Source organism: Flavobacterium sp. OHVDL-2026-0007 (assembly GCF_059882335.1).
Map to the genome: position 1 here is coordinate 1,607,861 of NZ_CM187612.1, position 17,239 is coordinate 1,625,099.

The 17,239-nt window shown below is 35.3% G+C and carries 13 protein-coding genes; 7 read left to right on the plus strand and 6 right to left on the minus strand.

What is annotated here, in order from left to right:
* Positions 1 to 299: 299 nt before the first annotated feature.
* Positions 300 to 1,769 carry an MFS transporter gene (locus AC51AA_RS06085; protein ID WP_500704841.1) on the minus strand — a complete coding sequence of 490 codons (1,470 nt, stop codon included), beginning with the start codon at positions 1,767 to 1,769 and terminating at the stop codon, positions 300 to 302.
* Between the two features lie 447 nt (positions 1,770 to 2,216).
* Between AC51AA_RS06085 and AC51AA_RS06090 the strand changes: the two genes are divergently transcribed.
* The 3 genes from AC51AA_RS06090 (at position 2,217) to AC51AA_RS06100 (ending at position 5,036) form a co-directional block, all read left to right on the plus strand.
* Complete coding sequence (locus AC51AA_RS06090; RefSeq protein WP_500704842.1) at positions 2,217 to 3,155, plus strand: alpha/beta hydrolase; 939 nt, start codon at positions 2,217 to 2,219, stop codon at positions 3,153 to 3,155.
* Positions 3,156 to 3,247: 92 nt separating this feature from the next.
* Positions 3,248 to 4,171, plus strand: coding sequence for a helix-turn-helix domain-containing protein (locus tag AC51AA_RS06095; RefSeq protein WP_500704843.1), 924 nt, complete (start codon positions 3,248 to 3,250; stop codon positions 4,169 to 4,171).
* Between the two features lie 100 nt (positions 4,172 to 4,271).
* A complete protein-coding gene (locus tag AC51AA_RS06100; protein WP_500704844.1) occupies positions 4,272 to 5,036 on the plus strand; it encodes an SDR family NAD(P)-dependent oxidoreductase in 765 nt (254 codons plus the stop codon).
* 96 nt (positions 5,037 to 5,132) lie between these two features.
* Here the strand turns inward: AC51AA_RS06100 and AC51AA_RS06105 are convergent, their stop codons facing one another.
* Positions 5,133 to 5,606: a hypothetical protein gene (locus AC51AA_RS06105; protein ID WP_500704845.1), complete on the minus strand. Its 474-nt coding sequence runs from the start codon at positions 5,604 to 5,606 to the stop codon at positions 5,133 to 5,135.
* Between the two features lie 209 nt (positions 5,607 to 5,815).
* Between AC51AA_RS06105 and AC51AA_RS06110 the strand changes: the two genes are divergently transcribed.
* Positions 5,816 to 6,538, plus strand: a complete 723-nt coding sequence (locus AC51AA_RS06110; protein WP_500704846.1) for a DUF4386 domain-containing protein — start codon at positions 5,816 to 5,818, stop codon at positions 6,536 to 6,538.
* Between the two features lie 330 nt (positions 6,539 to 6,868).
* On the opposite strand, the gene AC51AA_RS06115 is transcribed toward AC51AA_RS06110, so the two are convergent.
* The 4 genes from AC51AA_RS06115 to AC51AA_RS06130 form a co-directional block, all read right to left on the minus strand.
* Positions 6,869 to 8,173, minus strand: coding sequence for an IPT/TIG domain-containing protein (locus tag AC51AA_RS06115; RefSeq protein WP_500704847.1), 1,305 nt, complete (start codon positions 8,171 to 8,173; stop codon positions 6,869 to 6,871).
* A 26-nt stretch (positions 8,174 to 8,199) separates the two neighbouring features.
* Positions 8,200 to 9,033: a hypothetical protein gene (locus AC51AA_RS06120; RefSeq protein ID WP_500704848.1), complete on the minus strand. Its 834-nt coding sequence runs from the start codon at positions 9,031 to 9,033 to the stop codon at positions 8,200 to 8,202.
* Positions 9,034 to 9,440: 407 nt separating this feature from the next.
* Positions 9,441 to 10,136: a LytR/AlgR family response regulator transcription factor gene (locus tag AC51AA_RS06125; RefSeq protein WP_500704849.1), complete on the minus strand. Its 696-nt coding sequence runs from the start codon at positions 10,134 to 10,136 to the stop codon at positions 9,441 to 9,443.
* Positions 10,136 to 11,173: a sensor histidine kinase gene (locus AC51AA_RS06130; protein WP_500704850.1), complete on the minus strand. Its 1,038-nt coding sequence runs from the start codon at positions 11,171 to 11,173 to the stop codon at positions 10,136 to 10,138. Before AC51AA_RS06130 ends, AC51AA_RS06125 begins: the two co-directional genes overlap by 1 nt.
* Before the next feature lie 165 nt (positions 11,174 to 11,338).
* On the opposite strand from AC51AA_RS06130, the gene AC51AA_RS06135 reads away from it, so the two are divergent.
* From AC51AA_RS06135 to AC51AA_RS06145, 3 genes are read left to right on the plus strand one after another with little or no spacing between them, the layout of a single operon-like run.
* Positions 11,339 to 12,721: a TolC family protein gene (locus AC51AA_RS06135; RefSeq protein ID WP_500704851.1), complete on the plus strand. Its 1,383-nt coding sequence runs from the start codon at positions 11,339 to 11,341 to the stop codon at positions 12,719 to 12,721.
* Positions 12,722 to 12,733: 12 nt separating this feature from the next.
* Entirely contained in the window at positions 12,734 to 16,018 is a 3,285-nt protein-coding gene (locus AC51AA_RS06140) for an efflux RND transporter permease subunit (RefSeq protein WP_500704852.1), read from the plus strand.
* Positions 16,008 to 17,096, plus strand: coding sequence for an efflux RND transporter periplasmic adaptor subunit (locus AC51AA_RS06145; protein WP_500704853.1), 1,089 nt, complete (start codon positions 16,008 to 16,010; stop codon positions 17,094 to 17,096). Before AC51AA_RS06140 ends, AC51AA_RS06145 begins: the two co-directional genes overlap by 11 nt.
* Positions 17,097 to 17,239 lie beyond the last annotated feature (143 nt).

The following is a 17,239-nucleotide window of genomic DNA, read 5'->3' on the forward strand; positions in this document are numbered from 1 at the left end:
ATTTTAATGTAATCGATTGCACAAAATTAGATTTTTATCTTTAAAAACCACAATTGAAACAAAAATTTATTATTATTTTTTTTATTCTAAAAATGAAGACCCATAAGTTGATGTCTCCAAACAACCAACTACTACAAAGATCACCGACACTTTCCTGATCTAAGTCAAAGTGTAAGACCTACTCATTAACCATAGTTGCAAAAAACACTAAACTACAAACAGTCTAGTGGTATCTATCTGCTCTTACATTAGATCATTCAATACTACCAATGGGTTTAGATCAATAGTATAAATTGTATTTAAAGATTCGTAATTGGACTATATTTTGGCACTAAGGCTTTCATTACAATCCAACCTGTTAAATAACAAATTGCACAGATAGAGAAAATTATAAAATAACCTGCTTCAATTCCTTGAAAGCCCATAAAAGACATATTATTAACTGTAGCGTAGTCAAACAACATTCCTGAACCTTTATTGATAAAAGTAGAACCAATTCCTCCTGCTAAACCACCAATTCCAGTAATGGTAGCAATCGCTTTTTTAGGAAACATATCTCCTACTGTAGTAAAAATATTAGCCGACCAGGATTGATGTGCCGCTCCAGCGATACCAATTATAATTACTGGAATCCAATAACTTATATAACCTAAAGGCTGTGCAATTAAAGCTAATAATGGAAAGAATGCAAAAATCAACATCGCTCTCATTCTTCCTTCATAAGGATTCATCCCTTTTTTCTCCACAAAATAAGTAGGTAACCAACCTCCAATAATAGAAAGTAAAGTAATCATATAAAGTACAAATAATGGTAACGCAGCCTCAGTAGAATCCATCCCATAAACAGAACTTAAATAGGCTGGCGTCCAGAATAAAAAGAACCACCACACTCCATCGGTCATAAATTTCCCAAAAGCAAAAGCCCAGGTCTGTTTGTACTTAAAACATTCTATTAGCGATACTTTAGTAGTGGTTTCAGGCACATAGCCTACTAGTTTGCGATCCGCAACATCATCTTGTTGAATATATTCCAATTCAGCAGCACTCACCTTTGGATGTTTTTCTGGCTTATCATACATAAATACCCAAAATCCCATCCAAACAAAACCTAAGGCTCCAATGATAATAAAGGCCATTTCCCAACCAAATGATTTTGCAATAAACGGAATTGATATAGGAGCCGCTAAGGCTCCCACAGTAGCGCCTGCATTAAAAATACTTGTAGAAAACGCTCTGTCTTTTTTAGGAAAATACTCTGCAGTAGTTTTAATAGCGGCCGGAAAATTTCCTGCCTCTCCAACTGCTAAAACAAAACGGGCAAAAATGAACAATGTAACACTTACATTTATTACCATTCCTGTATCTTTCACAAGATGAATAGCTTCCTTGGCACCTTCAAAGCCAACAAACCAATTTCCTGTTATAATTCCTGCCGTTGCAATACCACAAAAGGCATGCAAACAAGCTCCAATTGACCATATCCCAATTGCCCAAAGAAAACCTTTTTTAGTATCCAACCAGTCTACAAATCGACCAGCAAACAATAAAGAAATAGCATAAAATATCGAAAATAAGGCGGTTATATTCCCGTAATCATTATTAGTCCAGTGAAATTCAGGTGCAATAAAATCGCTCCATGTCAAAGAAAGTACTTGTCTGTCTAAATAATTAATTGTTGTGGCAAAAAATAATAATGCACATATACTCCAACGATAGCTTCCTGTAGATCTTTTGGTCTGGCTCATAATAACTGCATCTGTTTGATTCATGGTAATGGTTTATTATAAAGTTGATATTTTTTGGGTAATTACAACTAACTGTTAGCCTCCTTGACAATGACAGTAAAATCAATGGATTAAACAGTCCAAAGCGCAACAATGTAATCGATTGCACAAATATAGTTTTTAATCTTTATATTCCAAATAAATTATCTAAATTATTATTTTAACCGTATAAATAAACACATCGACTAAAAAAAAACACACAAAAATATACATTAAACAATATATTTGTTAAAAGTTAAAACCTGAAATTTACCTGATTCACGCATGAAATCTACCCACAAAAGCCTTCATTTTTGAACGTTATTAACTAATCCCTCTTTTTTTTGTAATAAAAACAACTTGTTACAATGGTAACCTGTCTTCATTAGACGAAGAAAAATCAACATTTTTAAAATAACCAGATCCCTTATTATTCAACTAATTCATCTTAAATTGAACACAATCAAAAACGATCATCTAAAAAAGACATTCTTAATCTTTGCTTTCTTTATCGGGATTACGAATCAACTGCAAGCTCAAAATCAAATAATCCCTTTATGGAATGCCATTCCCGATGAGATTAAAGCTCCCGATTATAAAGAAAACGAGTCGATCATTGAAGGAAAAGTACAGAGTACTAGTTTAGTTACAATTCCTACTTTGAGCCTATTTTTACCGAAAGAGAACAAACCCAATCAAACTGCTGTTCTTATTTTTCCGGGTGGAGGATATCAGCATTTAGCCCTGGATAAAGAAGGAACTAAAGTAGCCCAATGGCTCAATACGTTAGGAATAGTTGCTTTTGTGGTAAAATACAGACTGCCAAACGATAAGATAATGAAAAACAAAAACATTGGGCCTTTACAAGATGCTCAAGAAGCCATACGTTATGTAAGACAAAATGCAACCCGCTATAATATTGATCCAACTAAGATTGGCATTATAGGCTTTTCCGCAGGAGGACACTTGGCCTCAACCTTAGCCACACACTATGATGAGAAACCATACGCAACAGATTCTAAAACAAGTGCGCGTCCCGATTTTACACTTTTGATCTATCCTGTAATTTCAATGCAAAATGACATTACTCACAAGGGATCACAAAAAAGCTTATTAGGCAATCATCCGTCACAAGCTTTAATTGATTCCTTCTCGAACGAGAAAAAAGTTACTGCTCAAACCCCACCGACTTTTCTAGTTCATGCAACAGACGATACTGTAGTTGTACCAGAAAACAGTATCAATTACTATTTAGCCCTCAAAAGAAATGCCGTTCCTGCTGAATTGCACCTCTATGAAAAAGGCGGTCACGGCTTTGGTCTAGGCGTAAAAGATACCAGTAAATTTTGGACAAGAGATTGTGAGCAATGGCTTAAAAATCACGGATATTAACACCTACAAACTTCCTTACCTCCAAAATAAGAAAACCTAAAAATTTAAACTCTATTAAGATATCGTATCTTTGATTTTTACAATTCAATCTCATGAAATCATTAGATTCATTTTATCAAGACATTACTCTGGGCTCTACCATTGATCCTAATTCTTTATTACCGACTGACATTCAAAAAGAAATCGGTCATTTTAATATTTTTGACACCAAAGAACTTTTAGAACGTCTTCAGGGGAAATCAATTATGCCTTATGATCGAAGAGCCTATTATAAAATAAGCTTGATTAAAGGTAAAAACAGAGCCGAGTATGCCGATAAGATAATCGAAATCGAAAAACAAGGCCTTTTATTTGGTACACCAAAAATTCCTTATAATTATCTTCCTCAGGACACCAATCAATCGGGACAATTTTGTGTTTTTACCAGTGAGTTTTTATCGAAAAGCAAAAGTGGAATTGATTTAGATGACCTGCCAATTTTTGCTTCAGATGGCTATCCCATTTTTCAACTCACTGATGAAGGTGTTGCTGAAGTGGAATTGATATTCAACAAAATACAAAAAGAAATCAATTCAGATTACATCTATAAATATGACTTAATTAGGAACTATGTTGCGGAATTAATTCATTTTGGACAAAAACTACAACCCATAACTGCCTTGTATTCTAAACACAATTCGGCCGCAAGAGTTTCGTCCTTATTTGCTGAATTATTAGAAAGACAATTCCCAATAGAGTCTCCACACCAACGATTAGCCCTGAGAACGGCTAAGGATTTTGCTGAAAGATTGGCTGTTCATGTCAATCATCTCAATAAAGTTTTAAAAGAGCATACTGGTAAAACCACCACTGAATTAATCAGTAACCGCTTAATTCATGAAGCCAAAATTCTTTTAAAGCAAACCGATTGGAATATCTCCGAGATTGCTTTTTCACTGGGTTTCGAAGAACTAGCCCATTTCTCAAACTTCTTTAAAAAACAAACTTCATTTACGCCATTAGCTTTTCGCGCTTAAGGCTTTGATTTGAATTTCGCAAACTTCGGTTTGATATTTACAAATCTCCTACAGCACTTCCTTACGATCTTTGCCTTATCAATTTAAAACAATTAATAAAATGGCAATCAATACAAAAATAGCCCTAGTAACAGGTGGTAGTAGAGGTCTTGGGAAAAATATGGCCATCGCCATTGCAAAAAAAGAAATCGACGTGATCATCACGTATAACAGCAAAAAAGAAGAGGCAGATGCCGTGGTGAAAGAAATCGAGAATTTAGGACAAAAAGCCGCAGCGCTTCAATTAAATGTAGGCGACACTAGCACTTTTGCCTCCTTTATTAAAAATGTTTCAGCAGTCTTAAAAAATACTTTTAACACTGACACATTTGATTTTCTAATCAACAACGCCGGTATTGGCATTCATAATTCCTTCATGGAAACAACGGAGGCGGAATTTGATCAATTGACCACTATTCAATTCAAAGGACCTTTTTTCTTAACGCAAAAAGCATTAACAATAATGAACGATGGTGGTTCCATTGTGAATATTTCGACTGGACTTACACGTTTTTCTTTTCCTGGTTATGCTGCCTATGCTGCTATGAAAGGGGCAATTGAAACGTTAACCAAATACCAAGCAAAAGAATTAGGCGCACGAGGAATCAGGGTCAATGTAGTAGCTCCAGGAGCAATAGAGACTGATTTTGGTGGTGGTGTTGTTCGTGATAATGAACAATTAAATAAAAACATAGCTTCTGTAACAGCCCTAGAGAGAGTAGGTCTACCAGCTGATATCGGTGGTGTAGTAGCCTTTTTATGCAGCCAGGATGCTTCTTGGATAAATGCGCAACGCATTGAAGTTTCTGGTGGAATGAATCTATAATGCTCACCAATCCTTTAAACGAACAAACCCGACCTGTTTTTACAAACGGTCGGGTTTTTCATATCTACTCTACTACATTAAAAGCTATCCAAATGGCTAATTTTTTTCAACACTTACATCAAAGCCTCCACTTTTATCAAAAACGATATCATAAAACCTAGTTCCTTTTTCTACTCCTACTTCATAGGTCGTTATATTCTTATAATCAACAACTACGGCCACTTCTCTGATTGCATTGGCTGAATAATTTTTCTTCAAATAAACCTGAGCCTTTAGAGGAAGCTGACTAAAGGGAATCTGCAATTCAAAGGCTTTCAAAACACCCAAGTTATCGTACACTGCTAACGCCTTAACATTTTTATCCGTATTGAATTTTGCTTCATAGCGAATTTCATCGTCATCATCACCTACGTAATCTAATCTCCAAACAGGAATTTTCCCAGGAAACTCTTTTTGAAAAGTAACGACAACCTTCTCAGGTGGAGTCACCACTTTTTCAGCATAAACTTCATTTTGGCCTATTAAAAAACAGGAGTGTAAAAAGGCAATCATTAAAACAAGTTTTTTCATGGCTGCTAATTCTAATTAATTTCCATTAAAATTACTATTTTAAATAGGAAGAAAAAAGGAAGTTCTTAAAAAACAATTACCTTCATACCTAACTAACAATCAAAGACATATACCCAAACACACACACCATTTCAAGAGCTAAAAACGTTAAACTAGTCGGTAACAATTTCACCGCTCAAACGTCATACTTTAAACCAAAAACAAACCAAATGACACTTACTCTAAAAAACTTCGACAATTCCCCACAATTTTATGCTAGAATAGCTGGACTATTGTACTTGCTAATCATCCTTATTGGCACCTTCGGAGAACTTTTTGTTCGCAACAGACTTGTTATCTCTGGCGATCCCACGGCTACCGCAAACAACATTATGCAGCATCAATTCTTATGGCGTACAGGTATTAGCGCTGATCTGATCATGCACATTTCCGATATACCCGTAATGATCATACTTTACTACCTACTCAGACCGGTAAATGCTAAACTTGCTTTACTCAACTTAACTTTTAACCTGCTACAAACTTCCGTACTGGTAGCCAATAAACTAAATCTATTAGCGGCTTTATTCCTTTTAGGAGACGCTCCTTACTTAAAATCGTTTCGTCCAGATCAGCTTCATTCTTTATCCTATCTTTCGATTAAACTACACGATTTTGGCTTTGGCATTGGTCTCATTTTTTTTGCTTTTGTATGTTTGATCGAAGGCTATTTAATTTTCAAATCAGGTTACTTCCCTAAAGCAATCGGAGTTTTAATGGCAATTGCTGGACTTTGTTATTTAACCAATAGTTTTGCCTTACTTCTTGCTCCAAAACTCTCAAGTCTTGCCCTGGTAGCACCTTGTTTTATCGCTGAACTATCGTTTACATTATGGCTAATTTTCAAAGGAGTCAACCTAGCTGTATGGAAACAACGATTCGCAAAGGTGTAAAAATCTTTTAATGAAAGACCATATGTTATTTCAATCATTGTCTACTTCTAAATAAACAGTTATAAAGAACTATCCACGTATTGTACAACTAACTAAAACTGACTCATAGCAACTTATCCTTCTCTGGAGATGATTACCTTAAGAAATCGAAAAGAACTGTGTATGTGTCCTTCAATGATGAGCCCTATGAACATTATAAAAGCACAATATTAGGATCCCTTTTTTGGAATGCTAATCGATCAGACATAAATAATAAAAACAAAAAAGCGATTAAGAAAAATTATTTTTTACTTAATCGCTTTAAACTTACGTTTCGAAATCTACCCAATCTTATTGTAGGTAGCGTTTGATAATCTTATTTTTAGAAAAAGCCCAAACTACGTTGTTTTTATATGAAATGTTTCCAATCGGTTGGTCATGGGTGTAGTCTAAAGTCCAAGCTGCACCACCATTTGTAGTTTTGTAGATCTTATTCTCTAAAATTGCCCAACCTGTACTAACATCTTTAAAAGTGAACTTCGTGAACTTTTCACCGTTATAAACCTGGCTCCAAGAATCCCCTCCATTGTTGGTTTTAAATAACTTAATATCCAGTGGCGTTTGGTTATACTCGCCAATTAAAAGGTAACCATTTTCTTTATCAAGAAAACAAATCTCTCTGGCATAATAACCTGCTGCTTCATTAACAAACGGATATTCTTTCCATCCATCAGTTGTATTGTTTTTGAATAAAATAAAAGCTCGGTTACCATTAAATCCATCTTTGTCCTTAACATTTTTATAGCCAATTGCCCAAATATGATTATTGTCAATTTTTGTTGATTGATAAAGGTTAGCCGTATCGTCTCCTAGTTCATAAACTTTTGCAAAATCAAGTCCATTTGATGTTGTGAAGACCTTTCCTTTTTGCGTAACAACTGTTCCATCTTTCATATTGGCGTCAACATACATGCAATAATACACATCGGTAGTATTTTCTATATTAGCGAAATTATTGATAACTATACCACCCGCTGTTATTTTTGTCATCTTTGGATTTCCTATACCACTGCTCCAGCCTTCGTTGTTTACTGTTGCATGAAACACTGAACCACCAGCCCATGTTTTCCAAGTAATACCTCCGTCTGAAGTTTTGAAACTACCTGAAAAATATACACTTTTATCACTTTCCATCTGAATGTTAAATCTCGCTCCATCCCTATCCAAATTGTTTTCCTGTGTTACCCATTCTGTCAAAGAACGAGTAGGAAGAATACCAACATTAGCTTCGTAATCATTTTTCACTTCATTACTTATCGTTCTATTGACTATGGTAAGTTCCAATTTTGGTAGGACTTTTTCAGTTTTAGGTAAAGTAAATTTAATTTCAGTCGCTGTCGAGGAGACAATTGTTGCAGTAACACCATCAAAAGTAATTTTGACATCACTTACTTTATCCGAAAAATTCTCACCGTAAAGACTAACTGTCTCTCCAGTTTCTCCTGAATTTTTAGAATATGATGTTACTTTTGCTGTTTTTACCACTACAACAGGTGGTTCTGGTGTTGGCTGTGAATCACTTCCTGAATCAGAACTACAACTATTCAACACTAAAAACAGTTGCAACACCGTCACGATTAAAATCCTCTTTTTCATTTTCCTTTTCTATATATTCTTTTCAATTAATTATTTCTCCCTAAAGTATAACCGTTACCAACCAAAGCTCTTACAACATTCATTGCCGTAATATCTTTACTCATTTTATACCCTATAGGATTACCTCTATTATCAAAAGTAGCATTAATTACTTTTTTGTCGTATGTGATAAGTTGTTGATTTAAAAATTTATCATAGCCTGAAACCATTCCTGCTTTTGCATACCAAGTTGCTATTAATCTATTGTCTAGATCTAAAACTTCGTACTTTAATTCTCCATTTGTTGATGGTGAGGTCATTTTGACAAGACCGATTTTCTTATCGTTTGGATCTTGATTTTTTGCTTTTGTACTATAAACAGTACCATAGTCATCAATGGTTAGTTGATAGGTATCAGCCAATTTATTTGCGTTGTCAACTTCATTTTGAACTCCCAGGCGCTTTGCAGCTATACCAGTTGATTCTCCATTAACAAAACTTTCTATTGCCTCTTTATTTAAACCATCTGCACTCATATAATTTCCATCGAATAATTCATAGATAATGCTTCTGTCATAATTAAAGGCACTAAATTTTCTGCTTTTATTTTTAAATTCTAATTCGTTAGATTTTCCTGTGGTTTCATCTTTAATTTCAATCCATGGAAGTGTCAACGAAGGGCTATTGGGAGCATTCTTTAACTCTGCTGTAACGACATAACTTTTATCTAAATTGAATATTTTAAAAACGGGTTTTTTACCTTCTATATAACCAATTGTTTTTTCATCGAGCTTGATTTCTCCTTTGTCAACCTTGATTTTTTGTGCATAACTGCAAACACTTATTACTACAACTACTAAGATTAAAATTCTTTTTTTCATGTGATCTTATTTATTAATTAATGCTTTAATTTTATATTGATTGTCTTTTGGCTTATATTTCAAAGCTCCTAATTTTTTGTTAAAAAAAAATCAAAAGTAGTATTTTACTCTCATCAAACAATCAAATTTTTACAAAAAAAAATAATACTTTTATAAATCAACAAATAGACAAAAAGCAAATAAATACGAGTAACGGTAAAAAAACAAGAGAAATACTAGAATTACATGCTTAAACTATACGAATTAGGCTTCTTAAAACTTTAAAAAATATTCTTCAATTGACAGTAGGTCAAAAAGTCTTTAAGTTTAAAACTTTAAGTATAGAGTATCAAAAAAGCCTACATGAAATATCATAGTAGGCTCTTCATTTGAAAATTGAATTAGTAAGTAATCTCTTTTTCTAGGTATTATTTTTTCAATCGGTCGGACAATTCTCTTTTATAGGTAATCCCAACGGGTAATTTTTCTTTTTTGATGATGACAAAATCTTTCTCGACCACTTCAATTTTATCCAGCGCCACTATATACGATTTATGAATCCGAATAAAGTTCTCTGGAAGACATTTCTCAAATTCGCTGGTGGTTATCGAAGCTAAATAGATTCTTTTTAGCGTATGCAATTTTACATAGTTACCAAAACTCTGCGCAAACAAAAGCTGATCTAATTCGATATCTATAAAATACCCATCCACTTTCACATTGACAGTATTGATTAAAACTTCTTCTTCTTTTATTTTATTTTGTTCGGTAGCAAAAAAACGATCGATAGCCTTTAAAAAACGAGGAAAGTAAATCGGTTTTAAAAGATAATCAATCACACCATAATCGTAACTTTCCAATGCGTATTCAGAATAAGCGGTCGTTAAAATAGTCTTAGGGTGTTTAGGGATAATCTTTAGCAATTCCATCCCTGAAATCTCCGGCATATTAATATCCAAAAACATCAAATCTACTGGATGCTCTCGCAGATAATTCATGGCTTCTACGCCATTAAAACCTTGAAAAACCAATTCTAATTGTGGGTTTTGCTTGATATAATTCGCCAACACATAATGTGCTGCTGGCTCATCATCCACAATTATACATTTTTTTGGTTCTCTCATTATACAAATTTTTTCAATTGCAATTTCAAATCTACAATATAAGTATTTTTATCGTCTTGAATATCTAATTTATAGTCTTTTCCATAGATTAGATTCAATCGTTCAATCGTATTTTTTAATCCAATTTTAGTGGACACAACTTCATTCTTTTTCTTAGGAATTGAATTCACTACATGTAAATGCAACAAACCATTTTCCACGGTAATTATAATTCGAACAAAGCATTTTTCTATAGCACAAGCACCATGTTTAAAAGCATTTTCAATAAAAGCGATCAACAACATTGGAGAAACCTTGTACGCATTTTCATTATCTATTTTGCAATCATATGTAATGTCACATCGATAGGCCACCCGCTCTTTTTCGAGTTGTATGTAACTGTTTATAAACTCCAGTTCATCCTCTAAAGAAACACATTGTTTGTTGTTACTTTCCAGCTGATACCTCATCAATTGCGATACTTTCATAATTAAATCAGGGGTTCGCTCAGGAAACTCAAGACTTATTCCGTAAAGGGTGTTAAAAGTATTGAATAAAAAATGCGGATTGAGTTGTCCTTTAAGTGCATTGAGTTGCATTTGATTGAATAACAAGGTTTCGTCGGTTTGTCTTTTGTGGATTCTGTAAAACTTAAAAACGATTATCGGGCTCAATATACAAACCAAAGTTCCCAAAACACTAGCCAAATGAAACACATAACTTCGTTGATGTGAGTTTTGATACAAACGACATTTATTAAACAATTCCCACTGAGTAACCTCGTACAAAACCACCGAAAATACTAGCACTCCAAAAACAGTCAATAAAATATAGGTTACAGGACGTTGGCCTTTAAACAAAATCGGAAGTAGAAAAAAACGATTAAATTGCGCGTGTAGATACAAAATCAGGTAGAAAAAAACTCCCATTAAAATAGAAGCTGCAGAACTAAACAACATCCAATCATTCTTTAAGGTATAAATGGTAAATGAAAATACAATAACAGCAATCTCCTGCCACCATTTATTATCCAGTAAGTTATCTGTTTTCTTATCCATCTTTATTTCTTAAATAGTTTACAAAGTACGAACAAATATTTAATTATCATTTCCAATAAATGACCAATTCAATTGGTCATTTATTACTGCATTACATCATTTAACAAGGCTTTTATTGGATAAAGAGAAATAGTTTTGTTTGGATAATTTCACACCTTGAGTTTTATGTATTTCAAAAAAATTACCTTATTATTTTTCTTGATTTTTGCCTCAATCAGTTATTCACAAACCTTGTCTTTAAAAGAAGCCATCAAAACAGGTCTTGAAAACTACGGTTCCATTAGAGCAAAAAACAACTACACCAATGCATCGCGCGAGGGTCTCAAACAATCAAAACGCGATTATTTGCCGAATCTTAATTTGTCAGCCCAACAAGATTACGGAACCATCAATGGACAAAACGGTCCTCTGTATGGTTTCAATGGTTTAGGAACAGCTTCTTCCGGACCTGCATTAGCCGATCAAAACTGGAATTCTGCTTTTGGGGCTTTGTATTTGGTCAATATGAATTGGGACTTTTTTACTTTCGGAAAAACCCAAGAAAAAATCCACTTGGCTAAAGTTGATCTTCAAGCCAAAGAGAATGATTTGAAACAGGAGAAATTTCAGCAACAGATCAAAATATCCGCAGCTTATTTGAACTTACTAGCGAGCCAAAGATTATTGATTTCGCAAAAAAAGAATTTAAGTCGTGCTGAAGTATTTAAAAGAACTGCTGTGGCCCGTGTAAAAAATGGACTATTGGCTGGAGTGGATTCTACCTTGGCTACCGCTGAAGTTTCAAAAGCTAAAATTGCCTTAAATCTTGCTCGAAACTTTGTCAAAGAACAAAACAATAAATTAGTTGATTTAATGGGTGTGGGACCACAGAATTTTGCTACAGATACCTTATTTGTGAATGAAATTCCCAAGGAACTACTAACTGGAATTGCTTCAGACAGCTTACATCCCTTGCTACAATATTATAAAACCAAGATCGATTATAGTAATCAACAAGCGAAACTATACCAACGTTTTTATTACCCTACCATGAGTGCCTTTGGTGTTTTACAAACCCGTGCTTCTGGATTTAGTTCCGATTATGTTACCGATCAAACCTCTTTTAATAGAAATTATTGGGATGGTGTGAACCCAGATCGTACGAACTATTTAATTGGCGTTGGAATCACTTGGAATTTGACTACCCCTTTTAGAATAAGCAAACAAGTAAGCGCTCAGAAGTATGTGTCGCAAGCTTTACAAGAAGAATACAACCAAGCCGATAGAGAATTGAAATCACAATTGTCTTTGGCAGATGAAAAAATAAAAATCACGCTAGAAAATTATACTGAAGCCCCTATTCAAGTCAATGCAGCACAAAGAGCTTATTTACAAAAATCGACGCTGTATAAAAATGGATTAACCGATTTGACTGATATCACCCAAACCTTGTATACGCTAAATCGAGCGGAAATCGATCGTGATATTGTCAACAATAATGTGTGGCAATCGTTTTTGCTAAAAGTAGCGGCCACTGGCAACTTTGACTTATTTATAAATGAATTTTAATTATAGCTCCTAATGAATTTAATACGTTTTGCACTCCGCAAACCCATCTCCATACTCGTAATGGTTGCGGGTCTATTTTTCTTCGGAATTAGCGCCATCAAGGACATCAAGGTGGATATTCTTCCGAAAATGAACTTGCCGGTCATCTATATTGCACATCCTTTTGGAGGGTATAGCCCAGATCAAATGGAAGCCTATTTTACCAAAAATTATGTCAATATTATGCCATTTGCCAATGGTGTAAAATCAATTGAGACCAAAAATATTCAAGGGTTAATGATTATGAAATTAACCTACTATGAAGATACCAATATGGCGCAGGCGGCAGCCGAATTGAGTTCACTTTCCAATAGGATGCAGGCCTCTTTTCCACCGGGATCGCAACCTCCGTTTATCATTCGTTTTGATGCTTCCTCCCTACCCATTGGTCAATTGGTACTGAGCAGCAAAATCAGATCCAACAACGAACTGCAGGATTTAGCCAACGTATACGTACGAGCGTCCTTTACTTCTGTTCCAGGATTATTATCACCGGCACCTTTCGGGGGAAGTCCAAGAACTATTGAGGTTAATGTAGATCCAGACATGTTGCGTTCACACAATATGACACCGGATCAAATTGTGGAAGCCATACGTCTAAACAACCAAACTGCTCCTGGAGGAAACGTGAGAATAGGCGACAAAAATTACATTACACCCACCAATAATACCATAAGAGAAGTTAAAGATTTTGAGAAAATTCCTTTGTTTAAAGGAAGCGTTCAAAACTTAACTCTTGGTGATGTCGCCACGGTAAAAGATGGTGCAGATATCACTGCTGGTTACGCTTTAGTAAATGGAAAACGTTCGGTTTATATTAGTATTGCTAAAGCCGGAGATGCTTCCACTTGGGATGTGGTTCAGAAATTAAAAGCCGAACTTCCCAAAATTCAAAGTACGCTGCCTGAAGATGTGAAATTGTCATATGAATTTGACCAATCGGTTTATGTCATCAACTCGGTAAAAAGTTTGATCACAGAAGGTATTATCGGAGCTGTTTTAACGGGTTTAATGGTTTTACTTTTCCTAGGTGATAAACGTGCGGCTTTGATCGTAATTTTAACCATTCCCATCTCTATTATTTCAGGGGTTTTATTCCTAAAATTATTCGGACAAACCATCAACTTAATGTCTTTAAGTGGATTGGCTTTAGCCATTGGTATATTAGTAGATGAAAGTACGGTAACCATCGAAAACATTCACCAGCATCTCGATATGGGCAAACCCAAGGCACTGGCCATTTGGGATGCTTGTCAGGAAATTGCCTTGCCTAAGTTATTGATCTTACTTTGCATATTGGCCGTTTTTGCACCAGCCTTTACCATGGTAGGAATACCGGGGGCTTTGTTTTTACCTTTGGCCTTGGCCATTGGATTCTCTATGGTTATTTCCTTCCTATTGTCACAAACCTTTGTACCTGTAATGGCCAACTGGTTGATGAAAGCACATCCTAAACACGAACACACACCTGACATTACTGATGATGAGGCTGAATTCAATGACAGTGGATTAACTCCTGAATCTGAGAAACTCTTAATTGGTCAGAAAAAAGTAATGATCGAACGAGAAGATGCTAATCAGGATGGGAAAATTGGCGCTTTCGAGCGTTTTAGAATTCGTTTCATGAGAACTTTAGATCGTTTATTTCCTTATAAAAGAGCGGCGACCATTACCTACTTGATTGTCATTAGCCTTATTGCTGTACTGTTTCTTAATTTCATTGGTAAAGATGTTTTCCCAAAAGTAAACTCGAGTCAGTTTCAACTGAGAATGCGTGCTCCAGATGGAACACGTCTAGAACGAACTGAAGAAAAAGCCATCATTGTTTTGAAAGAATTACAAAACATGGTAGGGAAAGAACATATCGGCATAACATCCGTATATGTGGGACAGCACCCTGCTTTGTTCTCTATTAACCCAATCTATTTGTTCATGGCGGGTTCTCATGAGGCCGTTTTTCAAGTGAGTTTAAAAGAGTATCATGCAGATATGGATGATTTTAAAGACGACTTTAGAGCCCGTCTTAAAAAAGTTTTACCCGATGTAAAGGTTTCTTTTGAACCCATCGAACTTACCGATAAAGTATTAAGCCAAGGTTCTCCTACTCCAATCGAAGTTCGAATTGCCGGAAAAGACAAAAAAAGAAATGAAGTATACGCCAATCAAATTGTAGAAAAACTCAAAAGGATAGCGTATTTCAGAGATGTGCAAATTGGTCAGCCGATCCATTATCCTGCTATGAACATCGACATTGACAGAACGCGTGCTGCCGAATTAGGGGTGGACATGAATGATATTTCAAGATCACTGGTAGCGTCGACCTCATCCTCTCGATACACAGAGAAAAATACTTGGATAGATGAAAAAGCTGGTTTATCCTATGCTGTTCAAGTTCAGGTTCCTTTAAATAAAATGAAAAGCACCACCGATATTGGAGAGATTCCCGTGTTGAAAAATTCGTTGCGCCCCGTTTTAAGCGACGTTGCTAAAATTACACCTGGTTTTGTAAGTGGTGAAAACGACAATATAGGCGCGATGCCTTACATTACCGTTACAGCCAACATTAGTCAAACCGATTTGGGAACAGCTGTAAAAGATGTGGATGCTACCATTAATTCACTGGGAGAATTACCCCGAGGATTATTCATCACCCCAATTGGGATGAGTAAAGTATTGGTAGAAACTTTAAGCAGTTTACAAATGGGATTAGTCGTGGCTATTTTTGTCATCTTCTTAATGTTAGCGGCTAATTTCCAATCGTTCAAAGTATCCTTAGTGATTCTAACGACAGTTCCTGCAGTAGTTTTAGGATCTCTGTTAATGTTGACCCTTACAGGTTCAACATTAAACCTACAGTCCTATATGGGAATTATCATGTCGGTAGGAGTTTCGATTGCTAATGCTGTATTATTGGTAACCAATGCTGAGCAATTGAGGAAAATCAATGGAAACGCATTAGAATCAGCTCGTGAAGCTGCAGCGCTGCGTCTTCGTCCTATCATCATGACCTCTGTGGCGATGATCGCCGGAATGTTACCAATGGCCATTGGTCACGGTGAAGGAGGGGATCAAGTTTCTCCATTAGGAAGAGCGGTAGTTGGTGGACTGTTGTTTTCAACTTTTGCCGTATTACTTATCTTGCCTTTAATTTTTGCCTGGGCACAAGAAAAAACAACAACACAGTCTGTTTCTCTAGATCCTGAAGACGAAGAAAGCATCCATTATATCTCATCATTAAATCCAAAAAATGAAAAATAAAATTATCCAATCAACTACATTGTTTTTTGTAGCCGTATTTTTTCTAACTAGTTGTAACTCTAAAAAAGAAGAAACACCTACTGCAGAAATAGAAGCTAAAACAGCAACTATACTATTAGAAAAGCAGAAACTAACAACAGCATTGCGTTTGCCTGCTGAATTATCGGGTTTTCAACAAGTCGACTTATATGCTAAAGTGAGCAGTTTTGTCAAATTATTGAAAGTAGATATTGGTTCAAAAGTAAAGAAGGGACAACTTTTAATTATTTTGGAAGCACCAGAAATCAGTTCACAATTGGCTGCTGCAGAATCCAGACTAAAATCGATGGAAGCTATTTACGCTACTAGTAAAAGTACTTACAATCGTTTATACGAAACCAGTAAAGTGGAAGGAACCATTTCTAAAAATGATTTAGAAATGGCTAGCGGAAAGAAAAACTCAGATTACGCACAATATCAAGCTGCCATTGCTGCTCACAAGGAAGTAGCCATCATGAGAGGATATCTTGAAATTCGTGCGCCATTTGACGGAGTAGTTTCGGCTAGAAATGTGAATATGGGTGCCTTTGTTGGTCCAGCAGGAAAAGGATCTGATTTGCCCCTATTGACTATTCAACAGCAAAGTAAATTGCGTTTGGCAGTTTCTATTCCAGAATTATATACGGGTTATTTACATACGGGTGACCAAATGAGCTTTAATGTAAAATCATTACCCGAAACTTTTACAGCAACCATTGAGCGAATGTCAGGTGCTTTAGACATGAAACTTCGTTCTGAACGCGTAGAAATGGACGTACACAATACCAAAGGTAATCTTTTACCTGGAATGGTAGCCGAAGTACTACTTCCTCTAAATGCAAAAGACAGTACCTTTGTTATTCCAAAATCAGCTTTGGTAAGTTCAGCTGAAGGATTGTATGTGATCAAAGTATTGAATCATAAAGCCACAAGAGTTGAAGTTAAAAAAGGGAGAGAAATCGAGGATAAAATTGAAATATTTGGTGATTTGAATACTCAAGATAAATTGGTTAAAATAGCCAGTGAAGAAACTAAAGAAGGCGATATCATAAACGAATAACCTGCGTTTAGTCTTCTCTAGTAGATTGCAAAAACTGTACGTTATTAAATGCAGCTTTTAAAATCGTACCTGATTTTAAAAAGCAAATCAAAATTGGTCGTAAGGGCGGTACTTCTAAAAGTACCGCCCTTATTTTTGCATAA

What these genes read in the sequence shown, in the direction of transcription:
- AC51AA_RS06130 (WP_500704850.1), bottom strand. Translation starts at nt 11,173, where the DNA reads ATGGATAAGAAAACAGATAACTTACTGGATAATAAATGGTGGCAGGAG.
- AC51AA_RS06115 (WP_500704847.1), bottom strand. Translation starts at nt 8,173, where the DNA reads ATGAAAAAGAGGATTTTAATCGTGACGGTGTTGCAACTGTTTTTAGTG.
- AC51AA_RS06120 (WP_500704848.1), bottom strand. Translation starts at nt 9,033, where the DNA reads ATGAAAAAAAGAATTTTAATCTTAGTAGTTGTAGTAATAAGTGTTTGC.
- AC51AA_RS06140 (WP_500704852.1), top strand. Translation starts at nt 12,734, where the DNA reads ATGAATTTAATACGTTTTGCACTCCGCAAACCCATCTCCATACTCGTA.
- AC51AA_RS06125 (WP_500704849.1), bottom strand. Translation starts at nt 10,136, where the DNA reads ATGAGAGAACCAAAAAAATGTATAATTGTGGATGATGAGCCAGCAGCA.
- AC51AA_RS06085 (WP_500704841.1), bottom strand. Translation starts at nt 1,769, where the DNA reads ATGAATCAAACAGATGCAGTTATTATGAGCCAGACCAAAAGATCTACA.
- AC51AA_RS06105 (WP_500704845.1), bottom strand. Translation starts at nt 5,606, where the DNA reads ATGAAAAAACTTGTTTTAATGATTGCCTTTTTACACTCCTGTTTTTTA.
- AC51AA_RS06135 (WP_500704851.1), top strand. Translation starts at nt 11,339, where the DNA reads ATGTATTTCAAAAAAATTACCTTATTATTTTTCTTGATTTTTGCCTCA.
- AC51AA_RS06110 (WP_500704846.1), top strand. Translation starts at nt 5,816, where the DNA reads ATGACACTTACTCTAAAAAACTTCGACAATTCCCCACAATTTTATGCT.
- AC51AA_RS06100 (WP_500704844.1), top strand. Translation starts at nt 4,272, where the DNA reads ATGGCAATCAATACAAAAATAGCCCTAGTAACAGGTGGTAGTAGAGGT.
- AC51AA_RS06145 (WP_500704853.1), top strand. Translation starts at nt 16,008, where the DNA reads ATGAAAAATAAAATTATCCAATCAACTACATTGTTTTTTGTAGCCGTA.
- AC51AA_RS06095 (WP_500704843.1), top strand. Translation starts at nt 3,248, where the DNA reads ATGAAATCATTAGATTCATTTTATCAAGACATTACTCTGGGCTCTACC.